Raw genomic sequence first — 19,563 nt, 5'->3', positions numbered from 1 at the left:
AATCTTCCTCTCCCTTTCATTGCTCATATATATTATTTTTAGCGACTTCCTTCATTCTAGAAAAATCTTTAATTACAATAACTCCATTACTCTTTTCAATTAGTTTTTCATTATAAAATCTTTGTAATACCCGAATTACGTGCCTATAACTTACCCCTATAAAATCTGCAATACTCGTTACTGAAGTTGCATCCAAATCCCCTTTATACATATTCCCGTTACTATCTGTTGAAATTGAAAGCAAATAACTAGCTACACGTACTTCTACAGGATAAAGTAAATTAAGAGCAGTAAAACGAGTCGATATTTTTAACGTGTTGGCAATATTTTCAAGCAAGAACTTCATAAATATAGGATCATGTAATAACTTGTTTCTAATAACCGTATTAGAAATAGAGATTGCTACAACATCTGAACAAGCCTCAACGACATTATGTGCTTTGCTATTTTGAATTAATTCAATATCACCAACAATGGCCAATGGATTGATAAAGCGAAGGATTAGTTTCTTCCCTTCAGGTGTAATCGTGTAAACTTTTACTTTACCTTTAACAACAAAATATAAACGATCCATTTCGTCATCTATATTGCAAATAAGCTCGCCTTTTTCAAAGTGATTTAATTGAAAATAAGCTGTATCTATTTCTGAAAAAATCTCGAGCGTTTTATTGGTTCTCAAATAATGCGTAATTAAACCTGATTTATCCTCCATATTCATTTCTCCTTTCATTTACATATTAAATACAACAATACCTATAATCATTACTATTGTTCCCACAATATGATATCTCTCCATCTGTATCTTTTTTATATGAAACAGTCCTTTCATTTCAATAACTGTTGCCGCTAACAATTGAGCAACCATTAGTGTGCCAGCTGTCAATGTAACTCCTAGTGAATATATCGCCATCGTTTCTGCACAAATAATGAATCCACCAAATGCACCCGCTGCTAAATATACTTTTTTCACACTCTTTAAATCTGTTACTTTCTCTTCTTTCTTTAACAAAAATACAGTTGTTGCAATAAGGAATCCAATTAAATGGGTTATAATACTTGTCGACCATATACCGATATGTGAACTAAGTTTCGCATTAAAGGTTCCTTGAAGTGTTATAAATATCCCCGCAAAAACAGCAAATATAATACCTTTCAAAAAATCATCTCCTCATCTTTTATTTCTGACTTAATTAAAAGCTATAATCCTATAATGGCAAAAGGACAAATGTCACATCACTATGAAAATAACTTGGAATGAAAAAAAACACACCTCAAAAATGCGAGATGTGTTTTTGGTTATTTATATATAATGTTTTTCGAATAAAAATTACGCTACATTAAAAGATTTCTTTTTCATAACAAACTTTGCAAATAAGAAACGTACAAGCGGTCCCATAATAATTAATTGTAATGGATATGCCATTATGAAATTTTTAATAAAAATCGAAAAATAAATTGAAACAAATGAATCTCCTTGTAGTCCACCATGTAAATGCATCATAGCCATACCAAAAAATGACATAAAGAACACCATTCCAATTACCATAGTTGTCGCCATTGCAACGATAATATTTATTTTCTTAGATTTATCAAATGGCAACATGAATACAATTTTTTTCGCACAAGGTCCAACTATACACATTTCAATTAATAGCGCAATAATAAAGCCAATTAATAGTTCTAATGCAATCTCTTTAATATAAATTGATCCTCCTGTTTCATTCATTAGTAAATTGTAAAACGTCATTACGATAACCATTCCAAGGCACATCATCATGCCAAATTGGAGGTTTTCCTTTCTTGTTGTTGGCAAATTTCATCATCCTCTCTCTTTGAGTCTTTGTCATTATATCGACATTGGAACCCCCTTCGTAAGTGAACATTTTGTGAACAAATTTAAAACGTTTTCATGTATTTTCTTTACTTTCAACTCAAATTCTCACTTTTACTTATAAAGGTTTTATATATTTCAATGTTGAATTACTAAATTTAACATTGCATTACATTATTACTAGGAGGATAACCATGAATGAAGCAGAATTTTACGCATATCACATCGTAACAAGGAAAAAAATGCATATCGGACAAATGATTCCTTTTAACAAAAATCAACACAATACTCTATATCACTTCTTTTTTGAAAGAGAACAATTAAATGCTAATGGTGAAGATGGCATACAAATTTTAAATAATCACTATAAAAATGACGAATTACATATAAATAATGAAAATGCTAAAGTAGTTATGAGTTATATGGATCAAACAATTAGAGCAGTTAGAGAAACAATAGTAGAAATGGTTAGACTACAAGAATTCCCTGAATACCCTTCCAGGTTATCTTGTTTATACGCTGCTAAAAGCTATGAGGATGCTTTGAAATGGAGAGCGCTATTTGATTCTTACAATCGAGAAGTCTTACAGATTGTTAAACTACGAGTAATCGGAAGTTCTTTTGAAGGTGACGGTAATCTTTTACTGAAAGAAGATGGCATTCCTTTTTCTCAAAAAATCGAACAAGCTAGAGAGTATTGGAAAGGAAATATTAGAAATGAGCTTCCTGAGCTACTGATTAATGGCGAAATTGAAGTTGTGGAAATTATTGATGACTTCTCCTCAATTCATATTTAATTTCTAACTAAATCATATAGGATGGAGATTACAATGAAGAAAAAAGTGTACTTCAATCATGATGGCGGCGTAGATGATTTAATTTCATTATTTTTATTACTTCAAATGGAAAACGTTGAACTTACCGGTGTATCTGTTATCCCAGCAGACTGCTATTTAGAACCCGCAATGTCTGCCAGTCGTAAAATTATCGATCGTTTCGGCAAAGGTAATATTGCCGTAGCCGCTTCAAACTCTCGCGGGCAAAACCCGTTTCCGAAAGACTGGCGGATGCATGCATTTTATGTAGATGCTTTACCAATTTTAAATGAGTCTGGAAAAGTTGTAACACCCGTGGTGGCAAAGCCTGCACATCACCATTTAATAGAAACACTCCTACAAACGGAAGGAAAAACAACTTTATTATTTACCGGGCCCCTAACTGACCTTGCTCGTGCATTATATGAAACTCCCATCATCGAAGATAAAATTGAACGTCTCGTTTGGATGGGTGGTACATTTCTTACAGCAGGCAATGTACATGAACCAGAGCATGATGGAACAGCTGAGTGGAATTCGTTTTGGGACCCTGAAGCAGTGGCTCGTGTATGGGATGCAAAAATTAAAATCGACTTAGTGACACTAGAAAGTACAAACCAAGTTCCGTTAACTATAAACATACGTGAACAATGGGCAAAAGAACGAAAGTATATTGGTATGGATTTCCTTGGTCAATGCTATGCAATGGTTCCCCCTCTCGTTCACTTCTCAACGAACTCTACCTACTATTTATGGGATGTACTAACTACCGCGCTTGTCGGAAACACTAACCTTGCAAAAACTGAAACAATTAATAGTATTGTTCATACATACGGACCAAGCCAAGGACGTACAGAGGAAACTGCTGATGGACGACCTGTAAATGTCGTTTACGATGTAAAACACGATGTTTTCTTTGAATATATTACTAAATTAGCTAAAAAAGCTGCTACTTGAAACCTCAATAACACGAAAAAAATTTATTAAGAATGATATACTTTAATTAATATAACATGAGGTGATAAGATGGATTATGAGTTACTAAAAGAACGAATAGAAATTATAACTTCTAGAATTAAATACATAGGTGGTGAAGTTCAAGAAGTTTGTATAGATGAACCATCTTCCCTTGAACAAATAATCCAAGTAGAAGAAAAATTGGATATTAAACTACCAAATAGCTTCAAAAAAGTACTTTTAGAGTTCTCAGGAAATTTTAGCTTACGCTGGTTTTTACCTGACGATGTAGAGCTACCAAATGAATTTACTGATATTTTTTGCGGAACACCCCACTGGAGTTTAGAAAGTCTTTCTAAATTCGAAAAAGAACGTAAAGACTTGGTTGACGAGTTTTTTTCAAATCTAGATGATGAATATGATGTAGTTTGGCACAACAAATTAGCATTTTGTGAAGTGGGAAATGGAGATTATTTAGCATTTGATATGAAAGATGATATAGATGCTCCAATAATTTACCTAAGCCACGACGATGGAGAAGGACATGGGTATAAGATTGCGAATAATTTCATTGAATTCATTGAGAATTGGTCAAGAGTAGCTTTTGTAGGATGCGAAGATTGGCAGTGGTTACCTTTCACTACCAGTTTTGAAAGTGGTATAAATCCAGATGATGAACCAGCCAAAAAATTTAGAAATTGCTTGGGACTTAATATTTAAAAGAGTATTGAATTAAATTTCAATACTCTTTTTGTGCAATTTAATTATATTTGATTAATGTAGTGTCTTACAGATTATTCATTTCATAACCATTGACAAAATACGTTATTTTTTCTAACTCATCTTCATTTAATTCTCTATCTAGTTCTTGTTTGTACGCTGCCTTTATCTTCTCTTCATCGCCCTTATGAGCTTCTGTATAAGTTCCTACTGCTTTTAACATGCGAATCTCTTGTAAAAACTCCTCTCGATTTATCGCTTCCCCATGAGAAAGAATATATGTCTCAGCATCAAATTTTTCTAATTCATCTATTAATGCAAACGTTCTTTTCGTCGTATAGTTCCACTTCGAGGAAAAAATATCTGCATATATACAGTCCCCTAAAAACAATATCTTTTCTTCTTTTATGTACATAACAACTGAATCATGTGCATGATCTCCGCCCACATGTTTTAACACGCATGTCACCTCACCAAGATCTAATTCCATTTGATCCTGGAACGTTAAGGCCGGAGGAATAATGTTAATATTTCTCGCTTTTTCTTCAAACTCTTTCTTGATGCAATCCGCACAAAATTCAATTTCAGTACCCTCTTTTACGCGTGCATCCAACGCTTCATCTGTCCATTCATAAGATACTATTGTCTGCATTTCTTTTTTCGTTTCAGCGTGCGAAATAGTTAATGCATTCCGTAATACAGATAATCCAAAAATATGATCCCAATGCCAATGCGTTAGTGCTACAAAATCAGGATTTGATACATTTTGTTCTTTTAACATTTCTAAAAATAATTGTGCATGTTCTTCTGAATTCCCTGCATCGATCATTAACGTTTTTTCTTTTCCAACAACCATTCCTAATATAGGTCTATCTGTTTCAGAAACAGGTGTCATATACCAAAATGAGTTTCCTATTTTTTTAATTTGTTGCATAACCAATTCCCCTTTTCATTTCCTCACTTAAGTTTAATATATAGATTATAACGAATCACTACTTTTTTCTCTATACTCAAACACAATTACTTGGACTAATCTAACTTTTCTTTTCGTAAGCTAAAAATAAGGGAATAGAATCGGAGTGTGATACTATGGAACGTTTATGGATCCCAATGATTGTAACATTTTTTTCGTTCGGTGGATTACTATTAGGCGGTGCTGTTGGAGTAGCAACACGCCAACTCATTGAAGAAAAGATGCATCGTTTATACGCATTATGTGGCGGTATTTTGTTTGGGTTATTGTCACTTGAAATTATTCCTGAAACATTTTCAAGCTATGAAATGATTGGACCTATACTTGGTATAGCTATCGGTATTTTAGTTATGGGCTTATTAGATAACTATTGTCACCATCCAATGATACATAAAAAAGATCAACAAGCATGGCAAACCTTTCTTTTTCTCTCTTTCGCTATATTTATTCATAATATACCGAGTGGATTTGCGTTAGGTACAGCTTTTATAAATCATAATGACTCTGCCATTCCCTTTTTAATAGCAATCGTCGTTCACCATATTCCAGAAGGATTAGCTTTAATTATTCCATTTCTTTTTACAAAACATAAATATATTTCCTTTTTATTAACGACTTTATTACTTTCTCTTATTCTCGGTACTGGCACAGTTTTTGGCATTTTGATGGAAGGAAAAGCTCTTCACCTGCAAGGCCTCATTATGGGAAGTGCTATTGGTTCACTTGGATATGTCACAATTCATGAAATGCTTTGGAAAGCTAAGAAACAGCTCTCTTTCCTTACATTTCTAATGTGGGCAACTAGTGGTTTTTTACTAATAACAGTGTTCACTTTATTCGCTGGTCATCATTAAAGTTGCTAAAGTGAAACTTTTGTTCCTCCCACACTGATTCTTGGATTACAAATAACCAGATAAATTTTCTTATTTGTATATTTTTCCTATTTTTCCAAAACATAATGTTATCTACCTATTATAAGGAGGAACAATTATGTTTGGGAAAACAGCCGGTGAAGCATTAGTTGATTTATTAATTGACTGGGGAGTAGAACACATATACGGCATGCCTGGAGATTCCATTAATTCTATCATTGAAGCTTTAAGAAAAAAACAAGATAAAATTAAATTCATTCAAGTTCGCCATGAAGAAGCTGGTGCATTAGCAGCGGCTGCCTATGCGAAATTAACAGGAAAACTTGGCGTTTGTATGGCAATTGCAGGACCTGGTGCTATTCATTTATTAAATGGTTTATATGATGCGAAACTCGATAAAGCCCCTGTTCTAGCAATTTCAGGTCAAGTAGAAACCGATTTACTTGGAACGGACTTTTTCCAAGAAGTAAATTTAGAAAGAATGTTTGATGATGTTGCGGTTTATAACCAGCGTATTATGTCAGCAGAGCAACTACCTGCCGTAGTGAATCAAGCAATTCGAATGGCTTATACGAAAAAAGGTGTATCCGTTCTTACAATTCCAGATGATGTCCCTAAATTCGAAGTAAAAAATGGTGCCCGTGTTACAAATACTTCTTTTACTTTGCCTGAGTTGTTTCCACAAAAAAACGATTTAGATGCAGCGAAACTCGCAATAAATGAAGCGAAAAGGCCTGTGATTTTAGCTGGAAAAGGAACAAAACATGCGAGAGAATCTTTACTTGCATTGGCAGAACATATTGGTGCTCCAATCGTACTTACATTACCAGCTAAAGGAATTATTCCTGATGAACACCCTCTTTGTATTGGTGGATTAGGATTAATTGGAACGAAACCTTCTTATGAAGCAATGAAGCATGCAGATACTTTAATTATGGTCGGTACTTCTTATCCGTTCACCGGCTTCTTACCTGAAAAAGCAAAAACAATTCATATCGATACAGATCCTGCCCAAATCGGGAAACGTTATGCGACAGATATTGGTTTAGCTGGTGATGCTGATAAAACATTACGATGGTTAATTGAAAATGTTGAAGAACACACAGACCATTCCTTCTTAGAACATCACCAAGAAATGATGAAAAAGTGGGAAGAAAAATTACACGATCAAGAAGAAGACTCTTCCATTCCAATTAAACCACAACGCGTTATGCATGCTCTGCAGCAAGTAGCACATGATGACGCAATTCTATCAGTCGATGTCGGAAATGTAACAGTATGGACCGCAAGACACTTCCGTATGACAAACCAGCAATTTGTCATTTCTAGCTGGCTCGCAACACTTGGTTGCGGTTTACCTGGTGCTCTTGCTGGAAAAATTGCATTCCCGGATAAACAAGTATTTGCAGTTTGTGGTGATGGCGGATTTGGAATGACGATGAATGACTTCGTAACAGCTGTAAAATATAAATTGCCAATCGTTGTCGTCGTATTAAACAATAATAAAATTGCGATGATTAAATTCGAGCAAGAAGTTATGGGTAATATCGAATTCGAAACAGATTTAACGAACCCTGATTTTGCAAAATATGCAGAGGCGTGTGGAGGTATTGGATACCGTGTTGAGAATTTAGATGAACTCCTTCCCGCTTTCGAAAATGCAGTAAAACAAAATAAACCGTGTATTATTGATGTAGTTGTAGATGCTAACGAAGCACCAATGCCAGCAAAAATCACATTTGGTCAAGCCGCTGGTTATACGAAGCATATGATAAAAGAATTATTTGAAGAAGGTAAGATTGATTTACCTCCACTTTAATCGAAAAAAGATAGCTGAAAACAATTTGTCTTCAGCTATCTTTTTTATTTTTGTATCTCTCTATAAAAAGAAAAGTCATTCATAGTTGGTTGTACTTGTTTCTCTACTTGTAATTCTTTACTTTCCCTCTCTAGCTTTCTCACATTTCCTAACTTAATCGCATCTTGCATGCCATTACTAATTAGATTTCCAGCTAAAATTGTCATACTATAAAAAGCAATCGGTATAAGTACAATCCATGTATGAGTAGTTAAATGACGGAAGTTTTGACCAATTAGGCCGGTCCATTCTTTTGTTACACTATCTGCCTCTGTACCAAAGATAATTGTTCCACCAAAAAATAACTCTAACAAGCCAAGATGCAAGAGAAGTAATAAAGTACTCACAAATTGTTGAGCAACAAGTAAAAAAAATGATGGTAATACGTGTGGCCATACGTGATTTTTCACTCTATGCCATTTACTGCCCCCAAGCACAGTTGCTGCCATCATAAATTCTTCTCTTTTTATCCGACGGACTTCCTGCGCTGTATATAACATAATTGTTGGTACCGCTAAACATGTAAGGATAACCATTTGAAATATTACCCTTAAATGAAACGGCTCTGGTACTGTCCCATTTTCAAACACTAAAACTTCCTTTAACACAAAAAAAGAAATCATAACCATAGGTACAATGCTGAACGGATCAAAAAAAGATGCTATAACTGGAAAAGAACGTTTGCTATACATACCAAGAAGCAAACCAATACCTCCTCCAACTATAACTCGTAGAATCGCTATAATTACGCTCGCACCAACTGTCCATTTCGCTCCTTCTATTATTAGCTGGAAAAGATCGCGTCCTTTCTCATCACTACCGAACCAAAATTTATTCGACGGTGAAAACGGAGCAGCCTCTAGTTCTCCTTTTTCGTTATACATCATCGTAAGTTCACGGATATTCCCATCGAAAAATAAAGTATTTCCAATACTAATAATCATAAGTACGCTTAAAAAAGTAACACCAAACCAAAATCTCACATCTCTTTTTACAACTTGCCACATGCTAAACACGCTCCTTTATTACATTTTGTAAAAACGTATGTAATAAACGAAATAGTATAAAAAGCGGTACGTATAATATAATTAAACTTACTGTAAATATTTCTAATTTTGAATTTTCTTTTACAAAAACAAACATACCGTACGTATTAAATATCCATTCAATAATATATAAATTTGATAACATAAATAAAATATTTGTTTTTGCATAATAGATTGTTGTTAACAAAACATTTCTTGAAATATGATTTGTTAAAATATGTCGTAAACTAAGCCCTTTACTTTTAGCAAATATACTATAATCTTTCTCTAATTCTTCTCTGAAACGTAATAGTAGTAGCTTAATAAATAATAGTGTTGTAGGCAAAGTTAGACATATTATTGGCAATAGGTGAGCCCTTTCCTCCCCAATCCCCGCTAGTTTCACTGGCATAAAGCCTGTCTTTTGAAAGATTATTACGACTAGAAGTTGCGATAATAAAATTATTAAAATATCTGGGATGCTTTCAAGTACGACAAAAATCCCATTCCACATTCGTTGCTTTGATTGAGACCGTTGTAATACCCACACAACGAGAACATACGCAATAAGTAATGACAGTAAAAATGCCGAAATAAATACAAACATTGTCTCTAAATAATGAATCCATATTTGCGGAAATAATTTCCTCGAATCTCGAAATCCATATGTAATTTCCCAAGGTTGGAGTAACTTTCCTCCAATAAACACAATCGTGTTCCAAAAACCAATTAAATCAATTTGTAATCCCTTAAATAATCGAGGAAGCGCACCTAAACAGATTATACATAGAATTGCAGCGAATAATTGTAAACAAGTAATCCCACACCACTTAGCAGTTCGCATCAACATAACTATTACCCCCTTTAAAAAGAATATTCAGAAAAAATAAACCTCTTTAACCACACCTTGAATTCTCTTTTTCCCACTTAGTAAAATAGCTTGGAATAAACACGTAACAAAAAATAATCAACCAAACACGATAAATCCCAAAAGTAATTTTTTTAAAGTTTCATTTTGGTATATATACCTAATCCCTTCTTTAAACTCTGTTATTAACATCTTCAAATTAACTTCTTTCCATTTTGTTCTACCATTTGGTAAACGAACTTTTTCTGGAATGGAGATCGTTTGAATCAAAATACCACTCGTAATAAAAGTAAGTATATTTACTAAAATGCTCCCGTAAATTCCAAAAGTCCAGTACACCATCGTTGCAATTCCTACACCAAACAAAGCATACAAACTATTTACCATTTGATTAATACCCGCTGCTGCACCATATTGGTCTGATTCAACTACTCCCTGTATCATCGATTGTTCTGATGGAGAGAAAAATTGTATACATGCATTTTCCAAAAATAAAAATATAAAGACAAGTATAATCATCCCGTAATAAAGCGAAATTAGGATTCCAATATTACAGAGCGAACAACATATGTTACTTACTGTACAAATACGTTGTCTATCAAATCGATCCACTACTGTCCCTACTAATAGAAAAAAGATTAATGCAGGTAATGCAATCATAATTTTTGTCATCGTTGCGTAAACTGGTTGTTTTCCGTATTGATCTAACAAGTAAAACATTAAAGAAATTCCAGCAATCATAGAACCGAGTCGCTCTAAAATATTTGCTAGAAAAAACGTGCATACACTTTGTTGCGAAATAACTGTAGCATTTCTTTCATACTTCGTATCCTTCCTCTCGACAAAATAGTATTATTTTAGTCATTTCTTGGAAGTTACATTATATTTTTCGACCATTATCCAATCTTTTCCTTCTTTATGAAAAACATAAAAAAGAGCCCCTATTTTCAAAACAAGGACTCTTTTCATAAAATAAAACTTTAATCAGCCCTCACCAATCGGGCTGCCTGGCAAATAGCGGGATAAACTATTTAGCTACCTCTTCTTTCGGCATTACCATACCTTTATAAAGTTGAACAGTTATCCAGTAATAGATGAAATAAATGACTAAGAATATCCCAATTGGCACCCACACTTTTACAAACGGGTCAACTAATATAAAGCTGAATAAGTTAAGCCCTACTAAAACGTGAGAAATGCCAATGATTGCTGGGAAGATAAATAAATATGAAATTTCTTTATATATACTTTTCGTTAACATACTGCGTCTCACACCAATTTTTCGTAACATTTCATAACGGCGTATGTCGCGAGAAGCACCTGTTAATATCTTGAACATAAGGGAACTTGCCATCATTGCTAAAAAGGCAATTCCGAGGAAAAATCCCATAAACATTGTTCCGCTCATGAAGCTGTTCATAAACTGATAAATTGTCATTTTCGTAAATAAGTCTACCTTTTCACCTGTTGCTTTTTCAATTTGTGCTTTTTGTCTCTTGTCTATTTCGATCAATAACGGTTTATATTTTTTCATATCATCTACTTTTGCTAATGTTACAGTGTGTTCTGTTCCTTGAATTCCTTTATAATGCTCTTCGTCTGCAATTCTTACTGGTTTTCCGTTAAATTGATTATGCGTAATTTGTATCTCTCTTACAACTGCGTCTTCCCAATCCTTTGGCATACGAGGGAATTTTGCTAATTCAGGAGCCTCTAAAGCTGAATATACAGGTTCTGTTAAAGGTTCAGTCACACGTTTACGAACAGGCTCTTTTAACGTTTTTGTATCAAAATGGTCTGAAACAAGTGGTGGTTTCGCAGTTAAGTCGTTACGTAAATAATAAACCGCTTCTCCATCTACTTTATATTTGTACTTGCTTTCTTCAACAATTTCCATTTCTTTTAAGGCAGCTTTGTCTTGATCATTCGGATCATGAATTACAACATCATATACACGAGAAAAGTCTGTCATAATACCTACATTTTTTTGGAAAGCCATACCTGCCGTCATCGCACCTGCGCCTAATGCAATTAACATCGCTACAGTACCTAATACTCTCGATAAACTATTTACTCGAAAGCGTAGCTGTGCATATGTAAAACTATTTAGACCAGTTTCATTTCGTTTTTTATTCCCCTTAATTTTCATCACAAAAAATGGGAGTAATGAACTAAAGATAAAATATGTTCCAAGTGTTGTAACGATGGTTGCTATAATAAAACCTAATTCAGCATATATTTTTACATTGATCATAAAATAGTACCCTATACTTACTAGTAATACACCAAGTACTGTCATTATAATAATGCGAGTTTTACTTTTCTTTACTTCATCTAGTGTTTCATCTTCACGAATTAACTCTAGTTCAGTTTTACGTAACAATCGGACACTGTTCATTAAGCCAGTAATGAAAAATAGTATTAAGAAGAAAATAGCTGTAACTAAAATTGCTGGTGTGTATACAGATGCATAACTACCTTTTGCTGAAATTTCCATTCCATTCATTAAAAAGTTTCCTGCTACACTTGCAAGTAACATCCCTACTAAAATACCGATAATAATACTGACAATACCCATACCGAATGTTTCAATAAATAATAACTGTGCTACTTTTTTCTTTTTTGCACCAAGCATCATGTACATACCGAGTTCTTTTCTTCTTAACGTGAGTAAGAAAGAGTTGGCATATATAATATAAAATACAGTAATGAAAGATAATAGTATTGCACCTACCCAAAAGACGAGTCTAATACTACTAATTAGGCTATTATCTTTCGTAAATTCGCTATTCATCGCCATCGTTTGGAACATATAGAAAATACTAATACTAATAACGAGGCCAATAAGTAAAACCATATAATCTTTTAACATTTTTTTCATACTATGACGTGATAATTTAAATAACATAGTTTCGCCCCCTACTTAGACTCAGCAGCTGAGCCCATATGAGCGAGCACACCTAAAATGTCTTGATAGAAATTCTCTCTAGTGCCTTGACGATTTAATTCTTTATAAAGAAGACCATCTTGAATAAATAAAATACGCTCACAATAACTTGCACTAAATGCATCATGTGTAACCATCAAAATACTTACATTGTGATTTTCATGTAAATCTTGCATTGCTTCTAATAAACTTTTTGCGTTTTTACTATCAAGCGCACCTGTCGGTTCATCTGCTAATACAATTGCTGGATTATGTACTAAAGCTCTTGCCGCCGCTGTTCTTTGCTTTTGTCCACCAGAAACAGCAGTTGGATATTTTGTTAAAATTTCAGTAATTCCTAATTTCTTCGCAACGTCATTTACCTTTCCAGTAATCTCACTTGATGGTACGCCTTGCAGAGAAAGTGGTAAAGCTATATTTTCATAAATTGATAAGTTTTCTAGTAGATTAAAATCTTGAAAAATGAAACCTAATTTTTGAGAGCGAAAATCAGATAACGCATTGCCCTTCATAGAAGTAATATTTGTACCAGCTATCGTCACACTACCACCTGTCGCTTGGTCAAGTGTACTTATCACATTAAGTAAAGTCGTTTTTCCAGACCCAGAAGGACCCATAATCCCGACAAATTCTCCTTCTTTAATACTTAACGATACACCCCTTAATGCTTTTGACTGATTCTCATTTCTTTTTCCATACGTTTTTTCTACACTTTCTACAGTAACTACATTTGTTGACATCTCTTTCACTCCATCCCTTTTGTATAAAATTAATTTCTCACATATTTCTTATTATTTTGTCATGTAAATCCTTAAGATTTTTTTAATTATTCATTCAATAAGAGTTACACCTGTAACATGAACCTATTTCCTACTTCATATTCTCATTTTTCTACAACTCGTTCCCTCGATTTCGCTTACATTTACCTTACATTTTTGTAAGATAAAAAAGAAAACACACTAATTTCTAATAGTGTGTTTTCTTTACAATCAATATTTTCTATTCTTTATTTCTTCTTCAATAGTTGCCACAAATACATCTAGTGCAATAACTTCTGACTTCTCTTCCCCATATTTACGTACATTTACAGCTCCGTTTTCCATTTCCTTATCTCCAATAACAAGAACATACGGTACTTTTTGCATTTGTGCTTCTCTTATTTTATATCCTAATTTTTCATCTCGTGCATCTTGTTCAACACGAACTCCAGCTTGTGCTAATTTAAGTGCAATCTCATTGGCATATTGTTCATGTACTGCATTTGAAACTGGAATTACTTTCACTTGAACTGGTGCCACCCATGCCGGGAACGCACCTCCAAAGTGCTCAATTAATATTGCTAAGAAGCGATCTAATGACCCTAAAACTGCCCTGTGAATAACAACTGGTCTTTTCTTTTCATTATTTTCATCTATATAATTTAAATCAAATTTCTCTGGCATTTGGAAATCAAGCTGGATTGTTCCGCACTGGTGACTTCTATTTAAAGCATCTTTAATATGAAAATCAATTTTCGGCCCGTAAAATGCACCGTCACCTTCATTTAGTCTATATTTATAATTTAGCGATTGTAATACATTTTCTAATGCTGCTTCTGCTTGCTCCCATAATTTATCATCACCCATTGAGTCTTCTGGACGAGTAGAAAGCTCTACTTCATATTCGAATCCAAAAGTTTTATATACGTAATCAATTTGCGCCATTACGGATTTGATTTCATTTTCAATTTGTTTTGGAGTTACAAATAAATGTGCATCATCTTGGCAGAAAGTACGTACTCTTAATAATCCGTTTAACGCACCACTAAATTCATGGCGATGTACTTGACCAAATTCACACATACGAATCGGTAATTCACGATAAGAATGCAATTTATTTTTAAACATAAGCATGTGCCCTGGGCAGTTCATCGGTTTTAATGCAAAACTTTTATTATCTACTTCAGAGAAATACATATTATCTTTATAATGTCCCCAGTGCCCTGATCTCTCCCATACTTCTTGGTTCATCATGAACGGAGTGCGTACTTCTTGATAATTGTACTCTTTTTGAATTTCTCTTAAAAATGCTTCCAATTCGTTACGAATCATTTGTCCTTTCGGTAAATAAAACGGCATTCCCGGAGCCTCTTCAGAAAACATAAATAACTCAAGCTCATTGCCTAACTTACGATGATTTCTTTTTGTTGCTTCTTCAACGAAATGTAAATACTCTTCTAATTCTTTTTGAGAAGAGAATGCAACACCATATATGCGCTGAAGCACTTGGTTATTACTATCACCTCGCCAATATGCACCGGAAACGTGAGTTAATTGAAATGCTTTCAAATAACCTGTTGATGGTAAATGTGGCCCTCTACATAAATCCACAAATTCACCTTGTTTATATAGTGTTACACTTTCCCCACTAGGAATTGCTTCTAAAAGTTCTAATTTCAAGCGATCGTTCATTTCTTGAAACAGTTTTGCTGCTTCTTCTCGAGAAACCTCAACTCGTTCTATCTTTATATTTTCATTTATAATCTTTTTCATTTCTTTTTCTATTTTCCGTAAATCTTCTACGTTTACACTACTTGGAAGATCCATATCATAATAAAATCCATTTTCAATAACAGGCCCTACTCCAAGATTTATATCACCATACATTCTTTGTACAGCTTGCGCTAAAATATGTGCCGCAGAGTGTCTTGCAATTTCTACACCTTCATTTGAATCTATAGTAATGATTTCTACTTCCGCATTTTCTTCAATCTTTCGGCGTAAATCATATAATCCATCATTTACTTTCCCCGCGACTGCTTTCTTTTTCAAACTACTGCTAATGGATCCCGCAATTTCTTCTAAAGTAATTCCTTTTACAAATTCTTTCACGCTACCATCTGGAAATTTAATTTCAATCATTTGTTCTTTCATTTTTCATCTCTCCATTTCATAATAAAAAGCACACTCATCCCTAACATAGGGACGAGCGTGCTTTTACCCGTGGTTCCACCCAGATTCCCATCACAAAATGCAATGGCTTCTTTTACGGTAACGTCGTTTATACGGCACTAGATACTTAATTTCCCCAGTGCAGCTCTAAGGTGGTAAGTTATTTTTCTGCGTTAGGAAGTTCTCAGCTTTCCTTCCTTCTCTGTATAACCGGGTAAAATAACTCGTGTCCTTTTCTTCGCTTATTATGAAATTGAATGCAAAAAAGCATATTCATCCCTAAATATAGGGACGAATATGCTTATATCCGTGGTTCCACCCAGATTCCCATCACAAAAAACATAATGGCTTCTTTTGCGATAACGTCGCATACACGGCACTAGATACTTAATTTCCCTAGTGCAGCTCTAAGGTGGTAAGTTATTTTTCTGCGTTAGGAAGTTCTCAGCTTTCCTTCCTTCTCTGTATAACCGGGTAAAATAACTCGTGTCCTTTTCTTTGCTTTTTGTAAAACATCCATTTATTGTTATTTAATATATCTTATTCATTTTATTTTTGCAAGTGTTTAAAAAAATTATTTATTTAATTAAAAAAGTGAAACCAAATTTTTTTGGTTTCACTTCACAATTTTACCAATCTTGTGGTTCGTAATTTAAGTCTGCAAATAGACGTCTTTTCTCTTTCTTTGTTAAATCTCTCCACTGCCCAACCGGTAAATTATTCAATTCAATATTCATAATTCTCGTACGTTTTAACGTGTATACTTGATAACCTAAAGCTTCACACATACGGCGAATTTGACGATTTAGCCCTTGTGTTAAAATAATTTGGAACTCATATTTTGATAACTGTGTAACCTCACAAGGAAGCGTTTTTGTTCCTAAAATTTTAACACCCGCTGCCATTTTCTCTAAGAAATCAGGTGTAATTGGCTTATCTACTGAAACGATATATTCTTTCTCATGTTTGTTTTCAGCACGTAAAATTTCATTAACAATATCACCATCATTCGTTAACAAAATTAAACCGTCTGAGTCTTTATCAAGACGTCCAATGTGACTAATTCGTAAAGGATGGTTCACTAAATCGATAATATTACCTTTTACAGCTTTTTCACTCGTACATGTAATACCTACTGGTTTATTTAAAGCGATATATACGTGATCTCGAGCAATTCGAAGCTGCTCTCCATTTACTCGTACATCATCACCTGGGTTCACTTGGTCACCAATTTTTGCAACCTTACCGTTAATAATTACTCTTCTCTCATTAATTAGTTTATCCGCTCCACGTCGAGACGCTTTTCCAGCTTCACTAATAAATTTATTGATACGCAAATTAGGCACATCCTTTTCTAAAAAAATTTCAAGCTCACACTGCTTCTACCGTACAATACAAAAGGGTAAGCCTCCTATTATAACTTAAATATATTAACATGAAAGGGTATATAACGTCTTCTATTAATTACTTGTTTATAAGAAAATATCTTTATTATACATTCATTTATACACTTTTTCAGCGTTTAATATACAAGCCATTCTTCCTTACATACAGCTTGTTTTCCTTTTATCTCTTCTATATCTTCATGAATATTAGCTAATTTATATAAATCTAGGAAAATCTCTTCCACATAATGTTGATGCGTCTGTTCATCTTTCCAATACGTTAACACTATGTAACGATTTTCATTTTTTAAAGACTTCCCAACTACTCCACCTAACATTCCTTTTGCTTTTTCCATTCCTTTATTCCAAATTGTTTCTTGCTTCTGTAAAAAATACTTTTCCTTTTCCACCTTTACATCACATATAGCAACTCTTACGAATGATCCTTCTGTAACAACGTCTTTCAAATGCGTATCAGTTATATCATACAACGTTTGAAATAATTCAATTTCACACGAAAGAAACGTATCCTCTTGATTACTATTTAAATAAATTGTATCGTGAGCACCATTCATAAATGATTGATATGTACTTCTATCTTCCCATAAAGTAAATACACATGCCTCATCTTCATACCATCCACCAAATTGTCCATGAAAACCATCTAGATGCCGTATATCACTCCATTTTTCTTGCGCATTTGAAAACAATTTCTTTTTCTCTTCTTCCACCTTACAGTAGATTGTTTTTAGTAACATTTTTAATTCCCCCTTTAGCATATAATTTATCTTCTTCTCACAATAATTAGTTCACATAATATTTTTATAATCACCCTAATACTCTTTATAGACATATAGAACTAATCATATTTATCACTACATCTATCAAAACATCTATCGAATTTAATTTCAAATGATTCAGAATAAAAAAAGATGTAACTCTTAATGAATTACATCTTTAGCTAATCTCCCTTATTCATCTTTTTCTCAAATAAATAATACGTAATTTCTCCCGGATAATGTACTACTGCTACCTTCCTTTCCCCTTTTTTAAAACTAACAGTATGCCCGTTTTCCCCTAAGTTCTCCCATCCATTTGCCTTTGTAATAGGCATTACACTTATATATTGATAGTCCTCTTCATTATCATCGTTAATATGGATTGCTGACATTGGCACTGGAAAATCTTTAATTTTAGATTCTTTGTCTACATATATGAGTGCAAATAAACCAACTAATAACATAGCCATTGAAATACTTAAAACCAGTTTTCTTCTATTCATTTTCACTAAAAACCCTCTTTTCTCGCATATAGCTTTCATCATTTTACTAAATTTAATTATTCATGTATAGAAAATATATAATTTAAATTATTTCTAACCTATTTTCTCTACTTTAAACAACATTATTGTTATATATTATAATTATAAGTTTTTAAATTTTGGAGGCGTTACATATTGCAGAAATTACTTTTTACTAAATGGACAGTTGTTATTTCTATTTTCATCATTTTCGGTACGATTTTCTATGTTACTAATGTTAAAAATAACAACGAAAAAGCAACTGTAGAAACAGCGGAGACAAAAACTTTCAAAACGAAATTACAACCTAAAATTCATGAATTGACTACTCATTATAATGACATCATCGAAAAAGATTGGTTACCTGCCTGGGAAGAGATTAACACGAATGGAGATTCAGTAGATCGAAATAAACTATTAGTTACAATGAGTGCTGTTTCCAAACAGTACGAAACAATTATGAACGAAATAGACACGCTTAAAATTGAAGAAAACATAACAGATATAGATATACAAAAACAACTACTTCAATTCACAACTCAGTTTAAATCCGCATCAAATTTCATGAAAAATGCAGCAAATTTGATTATAGACGGAGCAAATAACTCTACTCCAACCAATGAAACTATTGAAAAAACAAAACAAGCTTTAGGACTTGCAGATCAACATATTGTCATCGCTTTATCTACTTTAAATGAAGTTGAAGATAAATTAGGACTTACAAAAAAATAAAACTATTTACTATTTTAAAATAAAAAATGATTGCAATTCACAATTTGTATGTCTATAATGTTTTTATTGATTTACAATCAATGTGTTTATAAATTTTATAATTCGGATGAACCATTCAGGAGAAGGTCTATTGATCTACCGACGGGGCAAAAAGTTGTTATACCAACTTTGAAACTCTCAGGTCTTGGTTACAAGTAGAACTGCATGGGGACGAATCTCTGGAGAGACTCCCTCTCGCTTTCATAGAGCGCGGAGGAAAACGAGCACCGAAGGAGCAAATCCGCTACTTTAGCGGATAATCTCTCAGGTAAAAGGACAGAGACAAGCGAAAGAAAAAGCCGATTGTATCG

18 protein-coding genes, 1 pseudogene, 1 riboswitch and 2 other annotated features are annotated in these 19,563 nt (G+C 33.5%); of the genes and pseudogenes, 6 read left to right on the top strand and 13 right to left on the bottom strand.

Going from position 1 to position 19,563, the window contains the following annotated elements; all coding sequences use genetic code 11:
- Window positions 1-16 precede the first annotated feature (16 nt).
- The 3 genes from ACTL4X_RS11520 to ACTL4X_RS11510 form a co-directional block, all read right to left on the bottom strand.
- Window positions 17-712 carry a Crp/Fnr family transcriptional regulator gene (locus ACTL4X_RS11520; RefSeq protein WP_141551381.1) on the bottom strand — a complete coding sequence of 232 codons (696 nt, stop codon included), beginning with the start codon at window positions 710-712 and terminating at the stop codon, window positions 17-19.
- An 18-nt stretch (window positions 713-730) separates the two neighbouring features.
- Window positions 731-1,156, bottom strand: a complete 426-nt coding sequence (locus tag ACTL4X_RS11515; RefSeq protein WP_017657649.1) for a DMT family transporter — start codon at window positions 1,154-1,156, stop codon at window positions 731-733.
- A gap of 171 nt (window positions 1,157-1,327) precedes the next feature.
- The gene (locus ACTL4X_RS11510) at window positions 1,328-1,813 is read right to left on the bottom strand and encodes a hypothetical protein (RefSeq protein ID WP_006918614.1); all 486 of its coding nucleotides are present in this window, start codon (window positions 1,811-1,813) and stop codon (window positions 1,328-1,330) included.
- 212 nt (window positions 1,814-2,025) lie between these two features.
- On the opposite strand from ACTL4X_RS11510, the gene ACTL4X_RS11505 reads away from it, so the two are divergent.
- The 3 genes from ACTL4X_RS11505 (at window position 2,026) to ACTL4X_RS11495 (ending at window position 4,323) form a co-directional block, all read left to right on the top strand.
- Window positions 2,026-2,628, top strand: a complete 603-nt coding sequence (locus tag ACTL4X_RS11505; protein WP_441395036.1) for a DUF2441 domain-containing protein — start codon at window positions 2,026-2,028, stop codon at window positions 2,626-2,628.
- A gap of 21 nt (window positions 2,629-2,649) precedes the next feature.
- Window positions 2,650-3,603 (top strand): nucleoside hydrolase, encoded by a 954-nt coding sequence (locus ACTL4X_RS11500; RefSeq protein ID WP_085964407.1) that lies wholly within the window; start codon window positions 2,650-2,652, stop codon window positions 3,601-3,603.
- Window positions 3,604-3,672: 69 nt separating this feature from the next.
- Window positions 3,673-4,323: an SMI1/KNR4 family protein gene (locus ACTL4X_RS11495; RefSeq protein ID WP_006918611.1), complete on the top strand. Its 651-nt coding sequence runs from the start codon at window positions 3,673-3,675 to the stop codon at window positions 4,321-4,323.
- 67 nt (window positions 4,324-4,390) lie between these two features.
- On the opposite strand, the gene ACTL4X_RS11490 is transcribed toward ACTL4X_RS11495, so the two are convergent.
- Window positions 4,391-5,257, bottom strand: coding sequence for an MBL fold metallo-hydrolase (locus tag ACTL4X_RS11490; protein ID WP_001184098.1), 867 nt, complete (start codon window positions 5,255-5,257; stop codon window positions 4,391-4,393).
- 155 nt (window positions 5,258-5,412) lie between these two features.
- Between ACTL4X_RS11490 and ACTL4X_RS11485 the strand changes: the two genes are divergently transcribed.
- On the top strand, window positions 5,413-6,150 hold the full coding sequence (locus tag ACTL4X_RS11485; RefSeq protein ID WP_000440615.1) for a ZIP family metal transporter: 738 nt from the start codon (window positions 5,413-5,415) through the stop codon (window positions 6,148-6,150).
- A 136-nt stretch (window positions 6,151-6,286) separates the two neighbouring features.
- Window positions 6,287-7,987 (top strand): pyruvate oxidase, encoded by a 1,701-nt coding sequence (locus tag ACTL4X_RS11480; RefSeq protein ID WP_000467241.1) that lies wholly within the window; start codon window positions 6,287-6,289, stop codon window positions 7,985-7,987.
- A 44-nt stretch (window positions 7,988-8,031) separates the two neighbouring features.
- On the opposite strand, the gene ACTL4X_RS11475 is transcribed toward ACTL4X_RS11480, so the two are convergent.
- The 9 genes and pseudogenes from ACTL4X_RS11475 to ACTL4X_RS11435 form a co-directional block, all read right to left on the bottom strand.
- A complete protein-coding gene (locus ACTL4X_RS11475; protein ID WP_414209089.1) occupies window positions 8,032-9,033 on the bottom strand; it encodes an ABC transporter permease subunit in 1,002 nt (333 codons plus the stop codon).
- A 1-nt stretch (window position 9,034) separates the two neighbouring features.
- The gene (locus ACTL4X_RS11470) at window positions 9,035-9,901 is read right to left on the bottom strand and encodes an ABC transporter permease subunit (protein ID WP_000929103.1); all 867 of its coding nucleotides are present in this window, start codon (window positions 9,899-9,901) and stop codon (window positions 9,035-9,037) included.
- Between the two features lie 120 nt (window positions 9,902-10,021).
- A pseudogene (locus tag ACTL4X_RS11465) lies at window positions 10,022-10,740 on the bottom strand (MFS transporter); the annotation flags it as partial.
- A 206-nt stretch (window positions 10,741-10,946) separates the two neighbouring features.
- Window positions 10,947-12,827 carry an FtsX-like permease family protein gene (locus ACTL4X_RS11460; protein ID WP_000897854.1) on the bottom strand — a complete coding sequence of 627 codons (1,881 nt, stop codon included), beginning with the start codon at window positions 12,825-12,827 and terminating at the stop codon, window positions 10,947-10,949.
- An 11-nt stretch (window positions 12,828-12,838) separates the two neighbouring features.
- On the bottom strand, window positions 12,839-13,606 hold the full coding sequence (locus ACTL4X_RS11455) for an ABC transporter ATP-binding protein (RefSeq protein ID WP_000106426.1): 768 nt from the start codon (window positions 13,604-13,606) through the stop codon (window positions 12,839-12,841).
- A 249-nt stretch (window positions 13,607-13,855) separates the two neighbouring features.
- Window positions 13,856-15,778 (bottom strand): threonine--tRNA ligase, encoded by a 1,923-nt coding sequence (gene thrS, locus ACTL4X_RS11450; RefSeq protein ID WP_441395035.1) that lies wholly within the window; start codon window positions 15,776-15,778, stop codon window positions 13,856-13,858.
- Between the two features lie 44 nt (window positions 15,779-15,822).
- Window positions 15,823-16,044, bottom strand: a binding site (T-box leader).
- A gap of 36 nt (window positions 16,045-16,080) precedes the next feature.
- Window positions 16,081-16,304, bottom strand: a binding site (T-box leader).
- Between the two features lie 121 nt (window positions 16,305-16,425).
- Window positions 16,426-17,133 carry a 23S rRNA pseudouridine(2604) synthase RluF gene (rluF, locus tag ACTL4X_RS11445; RefSeq protein ID WP_001222162.1) on the bottom strand — a complete coding sequence of 236 codons (708 nt, stop codon included), beginning with the start codon at window positions 17,131-17,133 and terminating at the stop codon, window positions 16,426-16,428.
- Window positions 17,134-17,318: 185 nt separating this feature from the next.
- Complete coding sequence (locus ACTL4X_RS11440; RefSeq protein ID WP_134208055.1) at window positions 17,319-17,939, bottom strand: YdbC family protein; 621 nt, start codon at window positions 17,937-17,939, stop codon at window positions 17,319-17,321.
- 203 nt (window positions 17,940-18,142) lie between these two features.
- Window positions 18,143-18,505 carry a hypothetical protein gene (locus ACTL4X_RS11435; protein WP_002197739.1) on the bottom strand — a complete coding sequence of 121 codons (363 nt, stop codon included), beginning with the start codon at window positions 18,503-18,505 and terminating at the stop codon, window positions 18,143-18,145.
- A 132-nt stretch (window positions 18,506-18,637) separates the two neighbouring features.
- Here ACTL4X_RS11435 and ACTL4X_RS11430 point away from each other — a divergent pair, with 132 nt between their 5' ends.
- Window positions 18,638-19,213, top strand: a complete 576-nt coding sequence (locus ACTL4X_RS11430) for a hypothetical protein (RefSeq protein WP_001170889.1) — start codon at window positions 18,638-18,640, stop codon at window positions 19,211-19,213.
- 208 nt (window positions 19,214-19,421) lie between these two features.
- Window positions 19,422-19,542: riboswitch (glycine riboswitch) on the top strand.
- Window positions 19,543-19,563 lie beyond the last annotated feature (21 nt).

The organism is Bacillus sp. RE35 (assembly GCF_052146655.1).
Taxonomy (GTDB): Bacteria; Bacillota; Bacilli; order Bacillales; family Bacillaceae_G; genus Bacillus_A; species Bacillus_A cereus.
This window is presented reverse-complemented; position numbering and strand designations above follow the sequence as displayed.

Coding starts and splice junctions, on each gene's coding strand:
- ACTL4X_RS11520 (WP_141551381.1), bottom strand. CDS start 712: ATGGAGGATAAATCAGGTTTAATTACGCATTATTTGAGAACCAATAAA.
- ACTL4X_RS11505 (WP_441395036.1), top strand. CDS start 2,026: ATGAATGAAGCAGAATTTTACGCATATCACATCGTAACAAGGAAAAAA.
- ACTL4X_RS11500 (WP_085964407.1), top strand. CDS start 2,650: ATGGAGATTACAATGAAGAAAAAAGTGTACTTCAATCATGATGGCGGC.
- ACTL4X_RS11495 (WP_006918611.1), top strand. CDS start 3,673: ATGGATTATGAGTTACTAAAAGAACGAATAGAAATTATAACTTCTAGA.
- ACTL4X_RS11490 (WP_001184098.1), bottom strand. CDS start 5,257: ATGCAACAAATTAAAAAAATAGGAAACTCATTTTGGTATATGACACCT.
- ACTL4X_RS11485 (WP_000440615.1), top strand. CDS start 5,413: ATGGAACGTTTATGGATCCCAATGATTGTAACATTTTTTTCGTTCGGT.
- ACTL4X_RS11480 (WP_000467241.1), top strand. CDS start 6,287: ATGTTTGGGAAAACAGCCGGTGAAGCATTAGTTGATTTATTAATTGAC.
- ACTL4X_RS11475 (WP_414209089.1), bottom strand. CDS start 9,033: ATGTGGCAAGTTGTAAAAAGAGATGTGAGATTTTGGTTTGGTGTTACT.
- ACTL4X_RS11470 (WP_000929103.1), bottom strand. CDS start 9,901: ATGTTGATGCGAACTGCTAAGTGGTGTGGGATTACTTGTTTACAATTA.
- ACTL4X_RS11460 (WP_000897854.1), bottom strand. CDS start 12,827: ATGTTATTTAAATTATCACGTCATAGTATGAAAAAAATGTTAAAAGAT.
- ACTL4X_RS11455 (WP_000106426.1), bottom strand. CDS start 13,606: ATGTCAACAAATGTAGTTACTGTAGAAAGTGTAGAAAAAACGTATGGA.
- thrS (WP_441395035.1), bottom strand. CDS start 15,778: ATGAAAGAACAAATGATTGAAATTAAATTTCCAGATGGTAGCGTGAAA.
- ACTL4X_RS11440 (WP_134208055.1), bottom strand. CDS start 17,939: ATGTTACTAAAAACAATCTACTGTAAGGTGGAAGAAGAGAAAAAGAAA.
- ACTL4X_RS11435 (WP_002197739.1), bottom strand. CDS start 18,505: ATGATGAAAGCTATATGCGAGAAAAGAGGGTTTTTAGTGAAAATGAAT.